This is a genomic window from Vibrio sp. (assembly GCF_050299255.1).
In the GTDB taxonomy this organism is placed as follows: Bacteria; Pseudomonadota; Gammaproteobacteria; order Enterobacterales; family Vibrionaceae; genus Vibrio.
The window spans coordinates 1-18,381 of record NZ_JBNKVP010000014.1; the positions used below are offsets into that span (position 1 = coordinate 1).

Sequence of the window (18,381 nt, forward strand, 5' to 3'; positions counted from 1 at the left end):
TTCGCTCAGCTTCTGATCCAACAACTGCAATTGCTGATCGCTCAGCCGACCGTGTGGAACACCCACGACCTGGGAATCCAACATGATCATCTGCCAGTGGTCACCGAGCAGAATATGTTCACATTGCTGGATCTGCTGGGATGGCAGTACTGAGCCCATGTTGGGTTTGAAATCGTGGTTGCCGGGTAACCAGTAGCAGGTTTGCTGCAGCGGACGAATTCCATCAGCAAAACGTTGGTACGACTCGGCGCTGTGGTCCTGGGAGATATCCCCGGTGGCCAGAATCGCATCATAGTGACTCTGCTGCGCCACGATCGCTTTCACGACAGCCTGAAAGCTGTCGATCGTGTTCACACTCAATAAGCTGCCGTCTGCAGGGGCAAACAAATGAGTATCTGTAATTTGTAACAGCCGGATCGCTGATTGGTCAGTTGAGCTTGACGATAGTTTCAATTCTTAAAAACCTAACAATAGTCTTAGAGTTATATTAGTGGTGCGCGACTGATGCCATGTTTCAAACAAAATGTCAGCCAGTCTCCCAAAAACCGGTTCAGCTGAGCTTTCTCATCTTTCTGAACCATTTTACTGTTGGGATAGTCATAACGGGCTTTTACTTGGCTTAAGTGCTCAGCACGACAAACTTCAGCAACTCTCGCATCGTGGTACAGCCTGACAGACATTTTTGGCAATGGAAATACTGGGGTGTCATCGCTTTGACAAATATCAACCAAAGTTGTGTACTTTGTGACTTCTCCCACTTCTATTTGATAAGAGCTGTTCGCTGCCTGGTAACAACGCACGTCACCGACGCTCGGTTGCGACGGCAACAAAGCGTTAAGCTTGGCGTAATTAGTCTCGTAAACCCGCATTAACTCACTCAGGTCAACGTGATAGGTTTTTTTCACAGCGACGTTATCCATTGCTTTCTTAATTTATCCACATTTAGCTGCAGCCATTGCAGCGCGATAATAGAGGCTCCATTTTCAATTTTGCCCTGTTCAACCAGTTGGTAGGCTTGCTCTCGCGTCATCACATGGACACGGATATCTTCTCCTTCGTGCTCTAAACCATGGATGCCGTCCGCCGAGTTTGCATCTACGCTGCCGACATAAATGTCGAGCATTTCAGAACAACCTCCAGAAGAAGGATAGTAGGAGGTCACCTTAATTACCTGATCGATAGCGACGCCCGCTTCTTCTACCGCTTCGCGGCGGACCACTTGCTCAGCGGTTTCGTCGGTATCGAGTATCCCGGCGACAATTTCCAGCTGCCAGGGGTTGGCATGTTCCAGTGCCCCAACCCGAATCTGTTCAATAATAACCACCTGGTCGGTAACAGGATCGTAAGGCAATAGCGCAGCAGCATGACCACGGTCGAGCATTTCCCGCTCAATGGGCTCACTCCAGCCTCCGGCAAATCGTCTGTGACGGAAGCGGTATTTGCGCATTTTGAAGAAACCGTCAAAGACAATTTCCTTGTCCAGGATATCGACATCCTCGGGCGTAAACTGTACCTGAGCCAGTTTTGCTTGCTGCATGGTGCACCTCTCAACGTTGAACCACTAGTTTACTCAGACTCTCACATAACTGCCAAGACACCATTCAACTTTTTATATAAAAATTGCATTATTAGTTAACTTAAACAGGTCTTTTTATTGCCAAATTCGATAGGTATCAACAGGTATTCAAATAGGTCGATGTAAAAAAATGCAAAATTTTGAGTAAATAGGCAGCAAGATAAGTTAAAATCAGAGCAACTACCCCTCTAAATAAAACAGCAGGAAATAAGACGATGAAGCAACTGCTACCAATTATAATAGGTGCAACTCTCAGTGGTCTGGCCTTTAATGCTTCTGCAGACAGCATTAAAGACATCTACGAACAAGCGAAAACGAATGATCCTACGCTTTTAAGTGCTGCGGCCCAACGAGACGCGGCTTTTGAAGCCATCAACTCTAGCCGTAGTACCTTGCTGCCTCAAATCCAACTGACCGCAGGCTACGATATTGATCGTGGGGAAAACAACAACGTTACCCAAAACATCAATGGCTGGTCGACCACTCTGGGTTTCTCGCAAGAGCTGTACAACCGTTCTAGCTGGATCACATTAGATACTGCCGAAAAGAACGCACGTCGTTCTGATGCGTCTTATGCTGTCGCGCAACAAGCTCTGATTTTGCGTGTCTCACAGGCTTATTTTAACGTTTTGCGCGCGCAGGACAGCCTGGTATTCGTTCGCGCGGAAAAAGCTGCAGTGGCCCGCCAACTGGAACAGACCAAACAACGCTTTGAAGTAGGACTGTCCGCTATCACTGACGTTCACGATGCTCAGGCTCAATATGACCGGGTGTTAGCCGATGAAGTACTGGCACAAAATACGCTGACCAACAGTTACGAAGGCTTGCGTGAAATTACTGGTCAGGAACATTCCAACCTGGATGTTTTAGATACCGGTCGCTTCAAAGCCAGCGCGACGCCAACCGGAGTGGAAGATCTGATCGATCAAGCGCAGCAACGTAACCTGAGCCTGTTATCGGCGCGTATCAATCAAGATATCGCCCGTGACAATATCTCCCTGTCCAGCTCTGGCCACCTGCCTTCTCTGACACTTGACGGTGGTTACACTCTTGCTGACGATTCTCGTCCAAGCAATATTCAGAATTACAACAACCTCAATGTCGGCATTAACCTGTCAGTGCCAATATACAGCGGTGGTAGTGTCACCTCGAAAACCAAACAAGCTGAATACGCTTATGTCTCGGCAAGCCAGGATCTGGAAGCGACTTATCGTAGCGTAGTACGTGATGTCCGTGCATTTAATAACAACATCACTTCTTCTATTGGCGCACTGCGTGCTTACGAGCAGTCGGTCATCTCTGCCCGCTCAGCGTTAGAAGCCACAGAAGCCGGTTTTGAAGTAGGTACTCGTACCATAGTAGACGTACTGGATTCTACCCGTCGTCTGTATGATGCCAACCGCAATCTGTCTAACGCCCGTTACGATTACATCCAGAGCGTACTGCAACTGCGCCAGGCCGTTGGTACTCTGAGCGAACAGGAAATTCTCGATATCGACGCCGGATTGAAAGCGGCCCAATAACGGCTCAACGACAAACCGACAACAAAAAAGCCACTGCATGCAGTGGCTTTTTTATAGCAGAAAGACAGGCTGAGCCGGTTAGGCAATCAACGGCAGTCTGCGTCTTTACTGCTGTTTAACCCCGGCCACCTTTGATGGCATCAATGATTTCTGTAGTTGAGCAGCCATCTTCAAAGTTTAATACTTTGACCTGGCCACCGTTAGCAATCACTTCTTTACCGCCGGCGATCTGCTCAGGCAGATAGTCCCCCCCTTTCACCAGCAGATCTGGCAGGACTTCCGAGATCAGCCGCTGCGGGGTATCTTCACTGAATGGCACAACCCAGTCTACCGCACCGAGGGCAGCCAGGACCGCCATCCGTCGGTCGGTCGGGTTAACCGGGCGGCCCGGGCCTTTCAGCCGTTTGACCGATTCATCGGTATTGACCGCCACGATCAGCCGGTCACCCAGTTGCGCCGCATGATTCAGGTATGACACATGGCCAGCGTGCAGAATGTCGAAACAGCCGTTGGTCATCACCACTTTTTCGCCTTTGGCCTGCGCTTTTTGTACCGCTTCAATCAGGGCTTGTTCGTTCACCACACCATAGTCGGTATCCTGGCTGCCATGTACCGCTTCAGCCAGTTCAATGGTCGAAACGGTTGAGGTGCCCAGTTTACCCACTACCACGCCAGCAGCGGCATTGGCTAATGCACAGGCTTCGTCGAGCGGTTTGCCTGCGGCAACCGATGCTGCCAGCACGGATATGACCGTATCACCGGCACCGGTCACGTCATAGACTTCTTTTGCCAGTGTCGGCAGGTTAAGCGGCGGCAGACCTCTGCGCAGTAACGTCATTCCGTGCTCACTGCGCGTCACCAGCAGCGCTTCCAGGTCGTACTGTTCGATCAGGGCCAGGCCCTTGTCCACCAGCTCCTGCTCGGTCTTCACTTTACCGACTACCAGCTCAAATTCAGCCATGTTCGGTGTTAGCAGGGTAGCACCACGATAAGGTTCAAAGTCGCTGCCTTTCGGATCGATAAACACCGGTACCTTCGCTTCGCGGGCTTTGGCAATGAACAGCTCGACGTGCTCCAGAGCACCTTTGGCGTAGTCAGACAGGATCACCGCACGTACTTTTGGCAGCGCCTGTTCCATCCGTGACAGGATCAGATCCGCTTCGGTATTTTCAAATTTGTCTTCAAAATCGAGTCGAATCAATTGCTGACCGCGGCTTAGCACCCGCAGTTTAGTAATGGTCGGGTAATTGGCCAAGCCGACAAAGTCACAACGGACTTTCAGCGCCGATAAGGTTTCATTGAGAACCCGGGCAGGTTCATCGATACCAGTTAAACCAATAATGTGGGCATGGCCACCGAGTGAGGCAATATTCATCGCCACGTTGGCCGCGCCGCCAGGACGCTCCTCATTATTCTCTACTTTCACTACAGGTACCGGCGCTTCTGGTGAAATACGTCCGGTAGGGCCGTACCAGTAGCGGTCCAGCATGACATCACCGATGATCAGGACACCTGAATCGCTGTAGTCAGGTAGGATAGGTTTCATTATGGTTCTCCAATTTATAGCTTGCGGCAGAGTTTATCACAGCGCACCTCGGCACTAAAACGACGTTTTTACTCACCGAGCCACTGCTGCCAAATATCGATAACTTGCTGACGTTCAGTGCGGAATTTATCCAGTGCCACATCCGCATCCAGATTGAGCAGGTTGCGGTGATGGATCTGATCGCGCATTGAGGTATAAGCGTGGCTGATCGCTTCCGCTTGCCCAGCCTCCATCACCCCTTGCTGCTGCATAGTTTCAAAGATACGCACGTTATCCGACCAGGTGGTCAGTTCGGGACAGTCATGGCTGAACCTTAGCACCAGATACTGGGCCAAAAATTCGATATCGGTAATACCACCCTGATCCTCCTTGAGCATGAACCGCTCTGGCTTTTTGCCCGCCAGGTGATCACGCATTTTCTGTCGCATCTGCTTCACTTCGGTTTTCAGCTCCGGCTCAGGTCTGGCCAGGGTGAGAATGGATTTGCGCACCGCCGCAAACGCCTGTTCAAGTTGTGGATCACCATATATCATCCGCGCCCGCACCAGCGCCTGGTGTTCCCAGGTCCAGGCATCTTCGCGCTGATACTGTTCAAACGCCTCTACCGGGCTAACCAGCAAACCGGACGCGCCAGAAGGACGCAGGCGGGTATCCACTTCATACAGGATGCCGGAAGCGGTCCGGGTCGAAAACAGGTGAATAATGCGCTGGGCCAGGCGCAAATAGAACTGGCGCGCATCGATCTCTTTTTTGCCATCGGTGTAGACATTGACCGGGCAGTCATGCAGGAACACCACATCGAGGTCAGAGTTGTAACCCAGCTCCCAGCCGCCGACTTTGCCATAACCAATGACCGCAAACCCTTTGCCGTCTCGCTCGGCCAAATGAGCCGGCTGACCGTATTTTTCCACCATCTGCAGCCAGGCCTGGCTGACAACCGCGTCGACGATCGCTTCTGCCAGATAGGTCAGGTGGTCACTGACTTTCATCACCGGCAGCACACCAGCAATATCGGCGGCAGCGATACGCAAGATACAGATCTGTTTAAACTGTCGCAGTGCTTCCATCTGCTGCTCCATATCATCTTCCGGAATCCGGGCCAGAAAATCGCGTAGCTCAGTGCGATAGGCATTGAGCGCAATCGGGTTGTAAAGCTGTTGCGGGTCTATCAGTTCATCGAGCAGGATCGGATAACGGCTCAACTGTTCAGAAATCATCGGACTGGCCGTACAGAGTCGAACCACCTGAGTTAATGCCGCAGGATGCTCGTCAAGCAGTTCCAGATAGGTCGTGCGGGTTACTATATTCTGCAACAGGTGCAGCACGCGCGGCAGACCGAATTCGGCTTCCGGGTGTTCGAAGATAGCGGCAAATACCTTGGCCATTAACCGGTTGAGCACATCCCGCCCTCTGGGGCCTAAGGTCTTCTTGGCCAGATCCTGTTTGAAACCTATGATGGTTTCGGCCATCTGGCCGATCTGGTTGCTGCCGATATCCTGTTCCAGAATGTGTTCAATCACATCCCGTTTATGAGCCATATCCCACAGCTCCTGGTAAAAAGGCGCGACCGAGCTGCTCTCTTCCTCTTCTTCGCCAATCAGCAGCTCAAACACCTGATGGACGCTGGCCATATGTTGCTCGACATCCTGCTGTAGCGCCGACCATTCAGCATAGCCCATTGCGGTAGCCAGTTGCAGCCGTTCCAGCTCGGAATCCGGTAAGGTCTGGGTCTGTTTGTCCGCCATCGCCTGCAGCAGGTTTTCCAACCGGCGCAGGAAACGATAAGCGCCGATCAGGCTATCGACGTCGCTGTCACTGAGCAGTTGCAATTGCGCCACCGCCGACAGGGTTTCCAACAAGCCCCGTTGACGCAGCAGCGGATCCCGGCCACCGCGGATCAACTGGAACACCTGGGCGATGAACTCGATTTCCCGAATGCCACCCGGTCCGAGTTTAATATTGTTGGTTAAACGGCGGCGGCGTACTTCACTGCTGATCATCGATTTCATCCGCCGCAGCGACTGAATGGCACTGAAATCGATATAACGGCGGAAAACGAACGGCCGCAGCATCTGACGCAGGCTCTGATATTCAGGATACATTTCCCGGCCCATTACCCGGGCTTTCACCATCGCGTAACGTTCCCAGTCCCGGCCCTGCTCCTGGTAGTAATCCTCCAGGGCACCATAGCTCATCACCAGTGGGCCACTCTCACCAAACGGCCGCAGACGCATATCCACCCGATAACAGAAGCCGTCAAAGGTCTGTTGATCGAGCGCCTTGATGATGCGCTGGCCCAGGCGGGTAAAAAACTGCGCATTGGCGATACTGCGTCTGGCACCCTGGGTTTCGCCGTTTTCCGGGTAGGTGAAAATCAGGTCGATATCGGAAGAGAAATTCAGTTCACCGCCACCGAGCTTACCCATTCCGATAATCAGCATAGGTTGCGCTTCTCCGGCCTCATTGCAGGGCGTACCCCACTCCTGACAGCAGATCTGATATTGCCAGCGATAAGTTTCCACAATCAGCGCTTCCGCCAACTGCGACAAGTGCTCCAGACTGCTGTCCAGTGACCAGTCGTTACAGAAATCCCGCCAGGCGATGTAGACCATTTCCCGATTACGGAACTGACGCAATATTCGGTGACCGCTGCTTTCATCACTGCAGTTGGCCAGTAGCACCTCAAGCCTCGGCCGGTATTGCTGCCAGCGCTGCGACTCCGTCAACATCGCCGGTAACTGCTCCACCAGAGTCGCATCCCGGGTCAACGCCTCACAGATAAACTGGCTCAGACCAGCCACCTGTTCGAGCTGCTGCTGCAAAAGTTGCGGCCAATGTTCAAATTGCTGTTGCTGGTAGAGTAGCTGAAGGTTTTTTTGCGCGATGGTGTCTAGTTCAGATGTGAGCATTTGGCTTCCTTGATGATAGCGAGTCTGGCATCAGGCCATATTGCTTTAATGTACCGTAATTGGCAGCAATAAAAAAACGCCCAACAGCAAAGTGTGGGCGTTAATTCAAAGCTCTGACAACGATTTAAAGTTCCGCTCTGTCCACGCGAACTAGATTTTAAATGACGTGATTTTCTTATCCAGCTCGTGAGCGTTGTTCTGCATCAGTTCAGAGGTCTCCAGCAGTTCAGTGATCACGGTAACTGACACTTCCACCAGCCCGCGGACATTGGTCAGATTCTGATTCATCTCCTCAGCCACACTGCTTTGCTGACCTGCAGCGGTAGCGATTTGGAAATTCATGTCGTTGATCTGATTCACCTGCATGACGATGCCATCCAGTTCATTACCCGCATTGGTAACCAGCTCCACCCCTTCGGCCGCTTCTACGACACTTTTTTCCATCAGTTCTACCGCAGAGGTCGCACTGGTTTGCAGCTGTGAAATCATATCCTGGATCTCGACCGTCGCGGTCTGAGTGCGCTGAGCCAGGTTCCGTACTTCATCCGCTACGACAGCAAACCCTCGGCCAGCTTCACCGGCACGTGCGGCTTCGATTGCCGCGTTAAGCGCCAGCAGGTTGGTCTGCTCCGAAATGCCCTGAATGGTGCCGACCACGCTACCGATAGCTTCGACACTCTCTTCAACCTGATTCACTGCCTGAGCAGAAGCGGAAATATCTTGTGATAACTCGCTGATTTTAGACACGGTGTCCTGAACAAAACGCTGGCCGGTAGATGCCTGGCCCGAGGCATTCTCTGTCAAAGTCGAGGCATTCTGCGCATGCTCAGCGACCGTCTGTACCGTCGAGCTCATTTCGCTCATCGCGGTTGCCAGCTGGTCAATTTCAGCAAACTCTTCCTGCGTCGATTCGCGGGTTTCTGCCATACTGGTGGTCATCACTTCCGTCAGCGAGGAGAGTTCCTGGGAAGCGTCGACCTGCATACGGATCATCTCTTGCAACTGAACGCGTGTTCTTTCCAGCTCTCGGGCTACATCACCGTATTCGTCTTTACATTCCATCACGATGGGCACTGACAGATCTTTTTCTGCCATCAGCTTGATGGAATCACTCAGGTACTGAGTCTGGCGCAGCATAATACGCGAGGCAAACAACAACAATCCGGCGAAGACAATGATCATCGCGACTGTCTGCCAGACGACCTGCACTAAATAAGCTTCGTAATGCTGCTGGGCAACTTGCATGTCATTGGTTGCCGCCAGTAGCGAATTATAGAAAGTGTTCGCATCCCATAATTGCTTGGCAACAATCAGCGCCGTACTGAATACCATCAGCATTAACATTTTGGGAACCAGTTTGATGTCCGTAATCAACCTTTCCCATGGCTTAAATGCCATTGTTGTCATTGTGAGACCTCCATTTAGTCCTATACACTATTTTTATATGAGATTATTTTTATATCTTACTGCGGTTTACCACCGCTGCCCCGATTGCAGCAGTTAACCCATTAAAATGAGCTTTGTTTGTATGATGCCGAATGATATCAGAGACGACACCAGACCGATGAGTCTGCTGTCACTAATCCTTTCATTTATAGCGCTTTTTGTGGTATCCGGCCTATTGTTCGTCCCGCTGGAAACCAATACGCGCCAAATCCTTATCGGCCTGGATACCTTGATCTGTAGCATTTTTCTACTGCAACTCCTGATAGATTTGATCCGAGCCGCAGATCGAAAACATTTTGTGAAGCGGCACTGGATTGACTTTATCGCCAGCGTGCCGTTGGTTGAGCCACTGCGCTACGCGCGGCTGGTGCAGATCCTGCGTGTGCTGCTGGAACTTCGCTCCAGCCGTTCACTGCGCAAACAGTTAAGCCGGAACCGGCGGGAAACCACCGTGGCGTCAATATTGCTGATGATGGTGTTACTGATCACCAGCGGATCGATTTTGATGGTGCTGCTGGAAGGGGATGTGGCGGAGGCCAATATTCACAACGGTGGTGACGCCCTGTGGTGGTCACTAGTCACTATTTCCACTGTCGGCTACGGTGATTTTTACCCGGTAACCACGGCAGGAAGAATTCTGGCCGCCGGGTTGATTATTTCCGGCGTTGGCCTGTTTGGTACCATCTCCGGTCTCATCACCTCGCTGATCGTCAGTCCGAGCAGCCACAGCCGTAAAGATCGTGCGATGCTGCAACAGTTACTGACCCAGCAGCAACAGCTGCTGGCCAGGCTCGATGCACTGGAGCGCCAAAATCAACCAATGCCAAAAGCCGATAACCCACCCGAGTCCTGACCGCTGGCCCGCCGAGCGGCATTCATACCCGGTAAGCATTCAGACCCAAAATATCGCCGGAGCACGACTTACCGATATAAAAAGAGCGGCTTTTGCCGCTCCTGTTTGAGTCTGTGGGCATTACTCCTGCCAGTAGGGTTCCGCTTCAATACTGATTCGGCGGGTCTGCTCCATCGCATGCAGGATGGAGTTCTGCTGTCTGCCGATCCAGCGTACCAACTGTTCCTGCTCCTCACCCTGCAATTTATCGCTCAACGCTTCCAGAGGTTTTAACATCAACAGATCTTCAATACCCTGAATCAGGTCGGCCCACGGCATACGGAAACTGTTGCGCTCCTGCACATCATAAAGGCTGGCAAAGCCAACTCCGGTATAGAGATTGCGCATCAGCCGATAGTGTTGGTCGATATATTCCTGACAGCTCAGCTTACGCTCAGGCGGAAAAGCCTCCATCAGCTCAGCCCAGGTGCGATCCAACTGCTTGACCGAAAAGTGCTGAACATTGAGCGCCATCTTGTCACGGGCTTTTTCATCCAGAAATGGTTGCCAGCCACGGGTTAATATCCAGCGACTGATATCCAGCAACAGGCCGGTATAACGCGCGGATGTCAGCAAGGCCAGGCTCTCTTCCCGGCTGGGCAGCTGGGCTTGCATTGCCTGCAGTTCACCAATCAGGAATTTACGCGCATCCAGTTTACGCAAGGCATGACCTTTGTCTTCCAGCAGCGCCGCATAAGCATCGGACTGTTTCAGCCAGTCGAGCTCTTCTTCCAGCCACTTGAGTTCCTGACGCAGAATCGCGCTGGCACGACGAGGCACTATGCCGCCAAAAATGGTCAGCGTCTGACGAATAAAGCTGATGGCATGGCTGATCTCTTTCAGCGCCGCAACATCGTCCCGCTCAGTATAGATCTGTTCGTGATAATGCCAGTGAGACAAGGCGTGCTCGAGCGAATTGATCAGGCAGGTTTCCACCGAATCATCTTTTTGAGTTTTGACTAGCGGCAAATCGCAAACCTGATCGCCCGGATAATCCAGCGCCAGACGATAACCTTTGGCGGCTTTACTCAGATTACCCAGTCGCATACCACCGGCCTCACACAAGGTACGCGCCAGGGTAAACAATGCATCGGTCTGACCGGATTTGAGTTCCAGTTCCACTTCACAGATCGGTTCCTGCTTGTCTCCGGCGATAACTGCGCCCTGGTCAAACGCCACTTCTACCTGGCTACCATCGGGCATGCCGATCAACCACTGCTCTCGACTAAAGTTGGTGGAAAACAGCGGAGCCAGCTCAGCTTGTAGATCCTGTAGGGCTTTACCTTCCGGCCAGATATCGACGGGGTGTAGAGAGATATCGGGATGATTGCCGCTGTGTTCGGCGTTGTATTCCGGTCTTTGGTGCAGCCCGGCCACGACTCGACCAGATGTCTTCACCGTTTGTACGTGAACGTCATCGAATCGACGGATACGCAAGCCAATATCGTGCTGGCGCAACCATTGTTCCGGCGTATCGAAGTAGGTATTGCCCAACTCGCGACAGCTGTGCTGAAGTATTTTTGTTTGCGCAATCTTAGTTCGCAATATTTCTGAAAAATCAGCAGAAACAAAAAACTTCAGTTCTATCTCAGTTTCCATAATCAGACCTTTAAAAGCAGATACCCGAAGAATATTGCCTATTTTCCAGCGCGGCAAGATCGAAATATACATTCAATGATGATCTAAAACAGTTTTAATACGGCTTTTTATGGGTTAACATGCGCGCCTTTATAGCCATCGTTCAACATTTCGCCACGAGTTGGTGTATGTTATTTTTAGGTTATAGCTATTAGGTTGAATGACCATGCCAGTAAATACCATCATGGGGTTATTTGCAAAGTCCCCAATAAAGCCTTTGCAACGCCACGTTGTGTGTGTCAACGAATGTTGCTCACACTTGATCAACTTTTTTGAAGTCAGCTCTAAAGGTGACTGGGAAAAAGCAGCCGAAATCCGTGCTCAAATTTCGCATCTGGAAAAAGAAGCGGACGTATTAAAACGTGAAATTCGCCTGAAATTGCCACGTGGCCTATTCCTTCCTGTTGACCGCACAGACATGCTTGAACTGCTGACCCAGCAGGACAAACTTGCCAACCTTGCAAAAGATATTGCAGGCCGTGTTTACGGTCGTCGGCTGATGATCCCTGAAGCTCTGCAACCAGGTTTTATCGCTTACGTCAAACGCTGCCTTGACGCTGCCAACCAGGCACAGAATGTCATAAACGAACTGGATGAACTGCTCGAAACCGGATTTAAAGGTCGAGAAGTGACACTTGTCGCTGAGATGATCCATCAACTGGATGTTATCGAAGACGACACGGACATGATGCAGATCGAACTGCGCCAGAAATTGATGGCGATCGAATCGGACATGAATCCGATTGATGTTATGTTCCTGTACAAGATTCTTGAATGGGTTGGCGAAATCGCCGATCAGGCTCAGCGCGTGGGTGCACGGCTGGAACTGATGTTGTCCCGTTCTTAATTTTTAAGTTAACTAACCAGCATCGCGCATGATTTAGCCCGAATCGCTTTATGCAGTGACAAACTGCAGGAAGCGTCGCGCCAAATTTTGCCGTTCTGAACAAAAAATAACTAGGTATTACGATGGATATCCTTGCAAACTACGGCACTATCCTTGTCATTGTTGCTGCGCTTTTCGGCTTTTTGATGGCAATTGGTATCGGTGCAAACGACGTTGCGAATGCGATGGGCACATCGGTCGGTTCGAAAGCACTGACAGTTAAACAAGCAATCATCATTGCGATGATCTTTGAATTTGCCGGTGCTTATCTTGCCGGGGGCGAAGTAACCGATACTATTCGTAAGGGCGTGATTGAAACCCAGCTCTTCGCCCACCAGCCTGATATTCTGGTGTACGGTATGATGGCTTCACTGCTGGCCGCCGGTACGTGGCTACTGCTGGCATCCTACATGGGCTGGCCGGTCTCCACTACCCACTCGATTATCGGCGCCATTATCGGCTTTGCCTGTGTCTCAGTCGGTACTGAAGCGGTGGACTGGGGCAGTGTACAGGGGATTGTCGGCAGTTGGATCATCACCCCGCTGATTTCCGGTTTCTTTGCCTACGTGATCTTCATCAGTGCCCAACGGTTAATCTTCGACACTGAAAACCCGCTGGTCAACGCCAAACGCTTTGTCCCTGTCTACATGTTTATTACCACTATGGTTATCGCGCTGGTAACCATCAAGAAAGGTCTGAAACACGTTGGTCTTCATTTGAGTAATGGGGAAGCCTGGGTATGGTCTGCCGGCGTTTCCGGACTGATTATGCTGGGCGGCTACCTGTACATTCAGAAGAAATTTGCCAATCGCGAAGATGACCACAGCTTTGCCGGTGTTGAAAGCATCTTCAGTGTATTGATGGTGATAACAGCCTGTGCCATGGCGTTTGCTCACGGCTCCAATGATGTGGCCAACGCGATCGGTCCACTGTCTGCGGTTGTCTCAACCGTTGAACATATGGGTGAGATTACCTCCAAGAGCCAGATTGCCTGGTGGATACTGCCACTGGGTGGCTTCGGTATCGTAGTCGGCCTGGCTACGATGGGCCACAAAGTGATGGCGACCGTCGGTACCGGTATTACCGAACTGACGCCAAGCCGTGGCTTTGCCGCTCAGTTGGCCACAGCCTGTACTGTGGTTCTGGCCTCTGGTACTGGTCTGCCAATTTCAACCACGCAAACTCTGGTAGGTGCGGTATTGGGTGTCGGTTTCGCTCGTGGTATCGCGGCACTGAACCTGGGTGTAGTACGTAATATCGTCGCTTCATGGATCGTGACGCTGCCAGCAGGCGCACTACTGGCAGTGGTGTTTTTCTACATGCTGCAAGGTATGTTTGGCTAAGCAAAGCGTTGAATAGCAGCCTGGCTACAAGGTCAACGCTATGTAATGACAATGTCATTATTGACTCAAACGCACAGAAAGGGAGGCTTTGCCTCCCTTGTTAGTTGCACGCTCTAAAGAAACTTCTTACTATTTGGCCTAGCTGAATATGTCTTATAGAAAGAACAAGTTAAAGGATTTACCGTGAAGAAACTGATTTGCATGGTTTTAGTGACTTTAGTGGCAGCCCCTGCCGCATTGGCCCAAGACCGCTACATCGCCGACAAACTCTTTACTTACATGCACTCAGGCCCGAGTAATCAATACCGGATTATTGGCAGTGTTGATGCGGGTGACAAAGTAAAACTGCTGTCGAGCAATAAAGACAGCGGTTACAGCGAAGTCGTCGATTCCAAAGGGCGTAAAGGTTGGGTAGAGAGTCGTTTTGTTACCCGTGAAGAGAGCATGGCGGTTCGTCTGCCGAAACTGGAAGCGGAACTGAAAGACGTCAAAGAGAAGCTGGCCAATGCCAGAGCCAACGCTGACAGCGAAAAAGCGGGTCTGGTTGAATCTCTTGATGTTCGCAACCAGCAGATCGCTGATCTGGAACAGAACTATGGCGAAATCAGCCAGCAGCTGACCTCTTCACAAGAAGAAGTGCGTAAGCTGCGCGCCAAACTGGATACCCAGAAAGAAGACCTGCTGCTGAAGTATTTCATGTACGGTGGTGGTGTCGCTGGCGGCGGCTTGCTGCTTGGTCTGCTGTTACCTCATATCCTGCCACGCAGAAAACGTTCTCCATCGGGCTGGGCATAATACTGAACAAGGCCACCATTGCGGTGGCCTTGTTACTTTTTCGCTATTGGATGTTTATCTGGATGGTTATCCCCGCCAGTCATATAGCGCCGGCACCTGGATCAACTGACCCGCATATCGTATTAAACATGCCCTGGGCTCAATAGCCACCAATTCAACATCAGCTGAGATCCTGTCGCCCTGACTGTATTCAACACCATTGATCTTAACCCAACGTTTATTTTCATTGCTGGAATAGACATGAGTCTGAAAGTTCATCGCTGGCAACTTACCGCGTAATCCCGCCCCTTGAGTGGCCAGGTTCAGCGCGGACTGACTCGCCGGCTCTGACGATGTTTCTGCCGGCTGAGAATCCTCCAGCACCGACTCCACTCGCTGGGCCAGTTCCGGTGATAATCCACTGAGGTCAATATCCTGCAAGCCATTTGCGGAAGCGTTACCCGCCGCAGGCTTCGCTTTAACGGCCTCTTTGACCGGCTGACTCGATGTCACTGGCGGAGCCAGCTGATAGGTCGGCAACAGGTTGTCAAACTGGGGATAAGGCAGCAGCTGATAGTCCACCGCCACTTCCACAGACTCTGGCTCCGGCTGGCGCTGGCTCATCCAGCTCTGATACTGCTGCTGGTAGAAGTCATTTAACGACCAGCCGGCTATCAGCAGCGCGGGCAAAAACATCGCCGCAGCAATTTTAGTCCGTGACGGACCGGTTTCTCCCGCGTCACGGCTCAGGCCGCGGCCAACATTGCCAGGCTGATACTGCAGGTGCTGCTGTTCCGAGCGATCTAACGCATTAAGCACTTTTGACATTTAAGCATCCTCCTGCAAATCGCTTAATCGGGGCGCTTGTTGCTGGCTTAACTCTTCCAACCGGCGCAAAGTCTGCTGGCCGGCAATGCCATCCACATCCAGCCCCTGCCACTGCTGAAACATCTCCACTCGTCGCTTCAGCTGTTGGTCATAGCGATCGCTGTTGCTGCTGATTTCACCCAGCACCTGCGCCAGACGCTGTTCGAGTAACGCGACCGATTCCCCTCGCATACCCGGCTTCAATGTCTCAGACCAGTAGCGCTGCCAGATATATCGGTACTCCCCTCGCCAGATTTCCGCCAGCCAGCGGCTCTCCAGCTTCAGATGCTGGCCATTCACCAGTAGCTCCATCTGATCCTGATCTAGCCTGTATAACACGGCATAACCGGTTGTTCCCTGATGACGAAGTGTCAGCACCACCGGCTGATTCAACGCGCTCAGCTGTTCCAGATCGCCACGGGCCGCCTGACAATAAAACGCCCCTTGGCCACCTGGCTGGCACAGCTGTTCGACGAACGAAGGTTGAAAGCCCCACAACTGGTACAGCGTCTCTATCTCGGGTTCTACTTGGCTGGAAGCCAATAACTGCTCCACCAGCTCATTCGACAGCACTTGATGCTCGATAGGCTCCACGTCAATCACCGGATAAGCCTGCTGCAGATAACGGGCGATATAGGGTGCAGACAATGTCGGTGTCCACTGATAGGTCAATGTCGCCAAGCTGACGCCAAATACCAGTGCCGCCGCGAGTGTCCAGTTTGACTGTCGTCGCGGCGCAGCCACCGGTGTCTGTTGCGAGGCAGTCTGGAACGACATCACCTCGATACAGGCCGCTTCTACCGTCTGCCGGCTGGGCAGGGCTTCTCCCAGTTGATAGGCTTTTTTCAGCGACGCATCGCACACCAGGTTGATCAGCCTTGGGATCCCCTGACTGTATTCGGCGATCACTTTCAGGCAGGCCGGTGAAAACAGATTGTCATCGCCTCCCGCCAGCTCCACCCGGTACTGTATATAATTGATGCTCTCCTGCCTATCGAGTGGCAGCAGGTGATAGCGCCCGGTAATGCGCTGTGCCAGTTGACGTAACTGGGGCATCTGCAGCTTCTGTTGCAGCTCCGGCTGACCGATTAATAGCACTTTCAGTAGCTTGCGGCTTTCGGTCTCAAAGTTGGTTAGCAGCCGCAACTGCTCCAGTACATCCGCAGCCAGGTGCTGCGCTTCATCAATCACCAACAGCACCAGCACCCCTTGACTATGCTTATCAAGCAGGTACTGGTAAATCGCCTGGGTCAGTTGTTTCAGGCTCGATTGCGGCTGGTAAGCGATGTCATATTCATCACAGATGGCTTCCAGCAGCTCCTGACTGGAGAAGGTCGGATTGAGAATAAATCCCGCCTTCGCGTTGCTCTTCAGGGACCTGAGCAGGGCTTTGGCGACAGTGGTTTTGCCGGTGCCGACCTCACCGGTCAGCATGGCGAACCCGCCACCATCACCCAGGCCATCCTTGAGATGGCGCATGGCTTCTTTATGTCGCTGACTCAAATATAAGAAACGAGAGTTCGGCACGATGGAAAATGGCAACTCCGTCAGGCGAAAAAAGTCCTTGTACATAGCGCTGTTCTCTTTGCTTTGTCTGTTAAGAAAAGTACCATTGCCAGCAGATTACGCAAATATAAAGCTGCATTTTCGAGGAGTTTACGTGGAAATTTATCTGGTTGGCGGCGCGGTCCGTGACCAATTGCTGCAATTGCCCGTCTATGATCACGACTGGGTAGTGGTCGGCAGCACCCCCGATGAGATGATCGCCGCCGGCTATACTCCGGTCGGCAAAGACTTTCCGGTGTTCCTGCACCCCAAAACCCGGGAAGAACACGCCCTCGCCCGAACGGAAAGAAAAACCGCGGCTGGCTATACCGGCTTTGCCTGCCATTTTGCCCCTGATGTGACGCTAGAGCAGGATCTACGCCGGCGCGATCTGACCATCAATGCCATGGCGCAGGATCAGAGCGGGCAGATAATCGACCCTTACGGCGGCCAGCAGGATGTAGCACAACGGGTGCTCAGGCATGTCTCTGAGGAATTTGTTGAAGATCCACTGCGGGTGCTGCGGGTAGCGCGCTTTGCCGCCAAACTGGCCCACCTAGGCTTCACCGTCGCGGAAGAAACCCTGCAGTTAATGCGTCAGATTGCCGACTCCGGCGAGCTGGCGCATTTAACCGCTGAACGGGTCTGGCAGGAGTGGCATAAATCACTGACGACACAACGCCCGCAGGTATTCCTGCAGATACTCAGAGAGTGCGGAGCGCTCAAGGTAGTGCTACCGGAGCTGGACTGCCTGTTTGGCGTCCCTCAACCTGCCAGGTGGCACCCTGAAATCGATACCGGTATTCACACCTTGATGGTCGCCGAGCAGGCCGCACGGCTTTCTGAGTCAGCGACGGTGCGCTTTGCCGCCCAAGTCCACGATCTCGGCAAAGGCGTCACGCCGGAAAGCGAGTGGCCAAGTCATAAAATGCACTGCCACACTGGGCTGAAACGGATTGAAACCCTGTGTGGGCGAGTCCGGGTACCGAATGAATTTCGCGACTTAGCTTTGGCGGTGTGCGCCCAGCACTCAAATATACACCGGGCGGCGGAACTGAAACCCGCGACTAAACTGAAAATACTCAACCGGCTGGATGTGTGGCGAAAACCGAGCAGGTTGGATGAAGTGCTGCTGTGCTGTGAAGCGGACCACAGAGGTCGTCTCGGCCTGGAAAACGAGCCCTACCCCCAGCGGGAGATTTTTACTGCTGCTTTTGACGCCGCTGTCTCTGTCGATGTGCAGCAGGTGATCGCAGACGGCTTTAAGGGCCAGTCGATTCGTGAAGAACTGGATAAAAGGCGGGTGGCGGCAATAGCGCAAACCGGTTGAGCCCAGTCGCCAATTACGGACACCAGCTTAGTGAAAACAGGTCAATCGCAATAAACTGATTGAGTAACAGAAAGCAAAAAGCCCCGCATTGCGGGGCTTTGATTAA

15 protein-coding genes are annotated in these 18,381 nt (G+C 52.2%); 6 read left to right on the top strand and 9 right to left on the bottom strand.

Annotation, left to right across the window (positions count from 1 at the left end; genetic code table 11):
- The 3 genes from cpdA to nudF form a co-directional block, all read right to left on the bottom strand.
- Positions 1-453: 3',5'-cyclic-AMP phosphodiesterase (cpdA, locus tag ACQY6F_RS06210; protein WP_428772996.1), on the bottom strand; the 453-nt coding region annotated here is incomplete at its 3' end.
- 29 nt (positions 454-482) lie between these two features.
- A complete protein-coding gene (locus ACQY6F_RS06215) occupies positions 483-920 on the bottom strand; it encodes a DUF1249 family protein (RefSeq protein WP_428772998.1) in 438 nt (145 codons plus the stop codon).
- Positions 902-1,537: an ADP-ribose diphosphatase gene (nudF, locus tag ACQY6F_RS06220; RefSeq protein ID WP_428772999.1), complete on the bottom strand. Its 636-nt coding sequence runs from the start codon at positions 1,535-1,537 to the stop codon at positions 902-904. Before nudF ends, ACQY6F_RS06215 begins: the two co-directional genes overlap by 19 nt.
- Before the next feature lie 254 nt (positions 1,538-1,791).
- Between nudF and tolC the strand changes: the two genes are divergently transcribed.
- Complete coding sequence (tolC, locus tag ACQY6F_RS06225) at positions 1,792-3,099, top strand: outer membrane channel protein TolC (RefSeq protein WP_428773001.1); 1,308 nt, start codon at positions 1,792-1,794, stop codon at positions 3,097-3,099.
- Positions 3,100-3,214: 115 nt separating this feature from the next.
- Here the strand turns inward: tolC and hldE are convergent, their stop codons facing one another.
- From hldE to ACQY6F_RS06240, 3 genes are all read right to left on the bottom strand, one after another.
- Complete coding sequence (gene hldE / locus ACQY6F_RS06230; protein ID WP_428773003.1) at positions 3,215-4,645, bottom strand: bifunctional D-glycero-beta-D-manno-heptose-7-phosphate kinase/D-glycero-beta-D-manno-heptose 1-phosphate adenylyltransferase HldE; 1,431 nt, start codon at positions 4,643-4,645, stop codon at positions 3,215-3,217.
- Between the two features lie 68 nt (positions 4,646-4,713).
- On the bottom strand, positions 4,714-7,554 hold the full coding sequence (gene glnE / locus ACQY6F_RS06235) for a bifunctional [glutamate--ammonia ligase]-adenylyl-L-tyrosine phosphorylase/[glutamate--ammonia-ligase] adenylyltransferase (protein ID WP_428773004.1): 2,841 nt from the start codon (positions 7,552-7,554) through the stop codon (positions 4,714-4,716).
- Positions 7,555-7,704: 150 nt separating this feature from the next.
- Positions 7,705-8,961 carry a methyl-accepting chemotaxis protein gene (locus ACQY6F_RS06240; protein ID WP_428773005.1) on the bottom strand — a complete coding sequence of 419 codons (1,257 nt, stop codon included), beginning with the start codon at positions 8,959-8,961 and terminating at the stop codon, positions 7,705-7,707.
- Between the two features lie 121 nt (positions 8,962-9,082).
- Here ACQY6F_RS06240 and ACQY6F_RS06245 point away from each other — a divergent pair, with 121 nt between their 5' ends.
- The gene (locus ACQY6F_RS06245) at positions 9,083-9,853 is read left to right on the top strand and encodes a potassium channel family protein (protein WP_428773007.1); all 771 of its coding nucleotides are present in this window, start codon (positions 9,083-9,085) and stop codon (positions 9,851-9,853) included.
- Positions 9,854-9,973: 120 nt separating this feature from the next.
- On the opposite strand, the gene ACQY6F_RS06250 is transcribed toward ACQY6F_RS06245, so the two are convergent.
- Positions 9,974-11,491, bottom strand: coding sequence for a CYTH domain-containing protein (locus ACQY6F_RS06250; protein WP_428773009.1), 1,518 nt, complete (start codon positions 11,489-11,491; stop codon positions 9,974-9,976).
- 205 nt (positions 11,492-11,696) lie between these two features.
- On the opposite strand from ACQY6F_RS06250, the gene ACQY6F_RS06255 reads away from it, so the two are divergent.
- From ACQY6F_RS06255 to ACQY6F_RS06265, 3 genes are all read left to right on the top strand, one after another.
- Positions 11,697-12,377, top strand: coding sequence for a TIGR00153 family protein (locus ACQY6F_RS06255; protein WP_428773010.1), 681 nt, complete (start codon positions 11,697-11,699; stop codon positions 12,375-12,377).
- A 122-nt stretch (positions 12,378-12,499) separates the two neighbouring features.
- Positions 12,500-13,759: an inorganic phosphate transporter gene (locus tag ACQY6F_RS06260; protein WP_428773011.1), complete on the top strand. Its 1,260-nt coding sequence runs from the start codon at positions 12,500-12,502 to the stop codon at positions 13,757-13,759.
- 183 nt (positions 13,760-13,942) lie between these two features.
- A complete protein-coding gene (locus tag ACQY6F_RS06265; RefSeq protein WP_428773013.1) occupies positions 13,943-14,554 on the top strand; it encodes a TIGR04211 family SH3 domain-containing protein in 612 nt (203 codons plus the stop codon).
- A 66-nt stretch (positions 14,555-14,620) separates the two neighbouring features.
- On the opposite strand, the gene ACQY6F_RS06270 is transcribed toward ACQY6F_RS06265, so the two are convergent.
- Together ACQY6F_RS06270 and ACQY6F_RS06275 are read right to left on the bottom strand one after the other, a co-directional pair.
- The gene (locus tag ACQY6F_RS06270) at positions 14,621-15,361 is read right to left on the bottom strand and encodes a general secretion pathway protein GspB (RefSeq protein WP_428773014.1); all 741 of its coding nucleotides are present in this window, start codon (positions 15,359-15,361) and stop codon (positions 14,621-14,623) included.
- Entirely contained in the window at positions 15,362-16,972 is a 1,611-nt protein-coding gene (locus ACQY6F_RS06275) for an AAA family ATPase (RefSeq protein WP_428773015.1), read from the bottom strand.
- 88 nt (positions 16,973-17,060) lie between these two features.
- On the opposite strand from ACQY6F_RS06275, the gene ACQY6F_RS06280 reads away from it, so the two are divergent.
- Complete coding sequence (locus ACQY6F_RS06280) at positions 17,061-18,275, top strand: multifunctional CCA addition/repair protein (protein ID WP_428773016.1); 1,215 nt, start codon at positions 17,061-17,063, stop codon at positions 18,273-18,275.
- Positions 18,276-18,381: the final 106 nt, after the last annotated feature.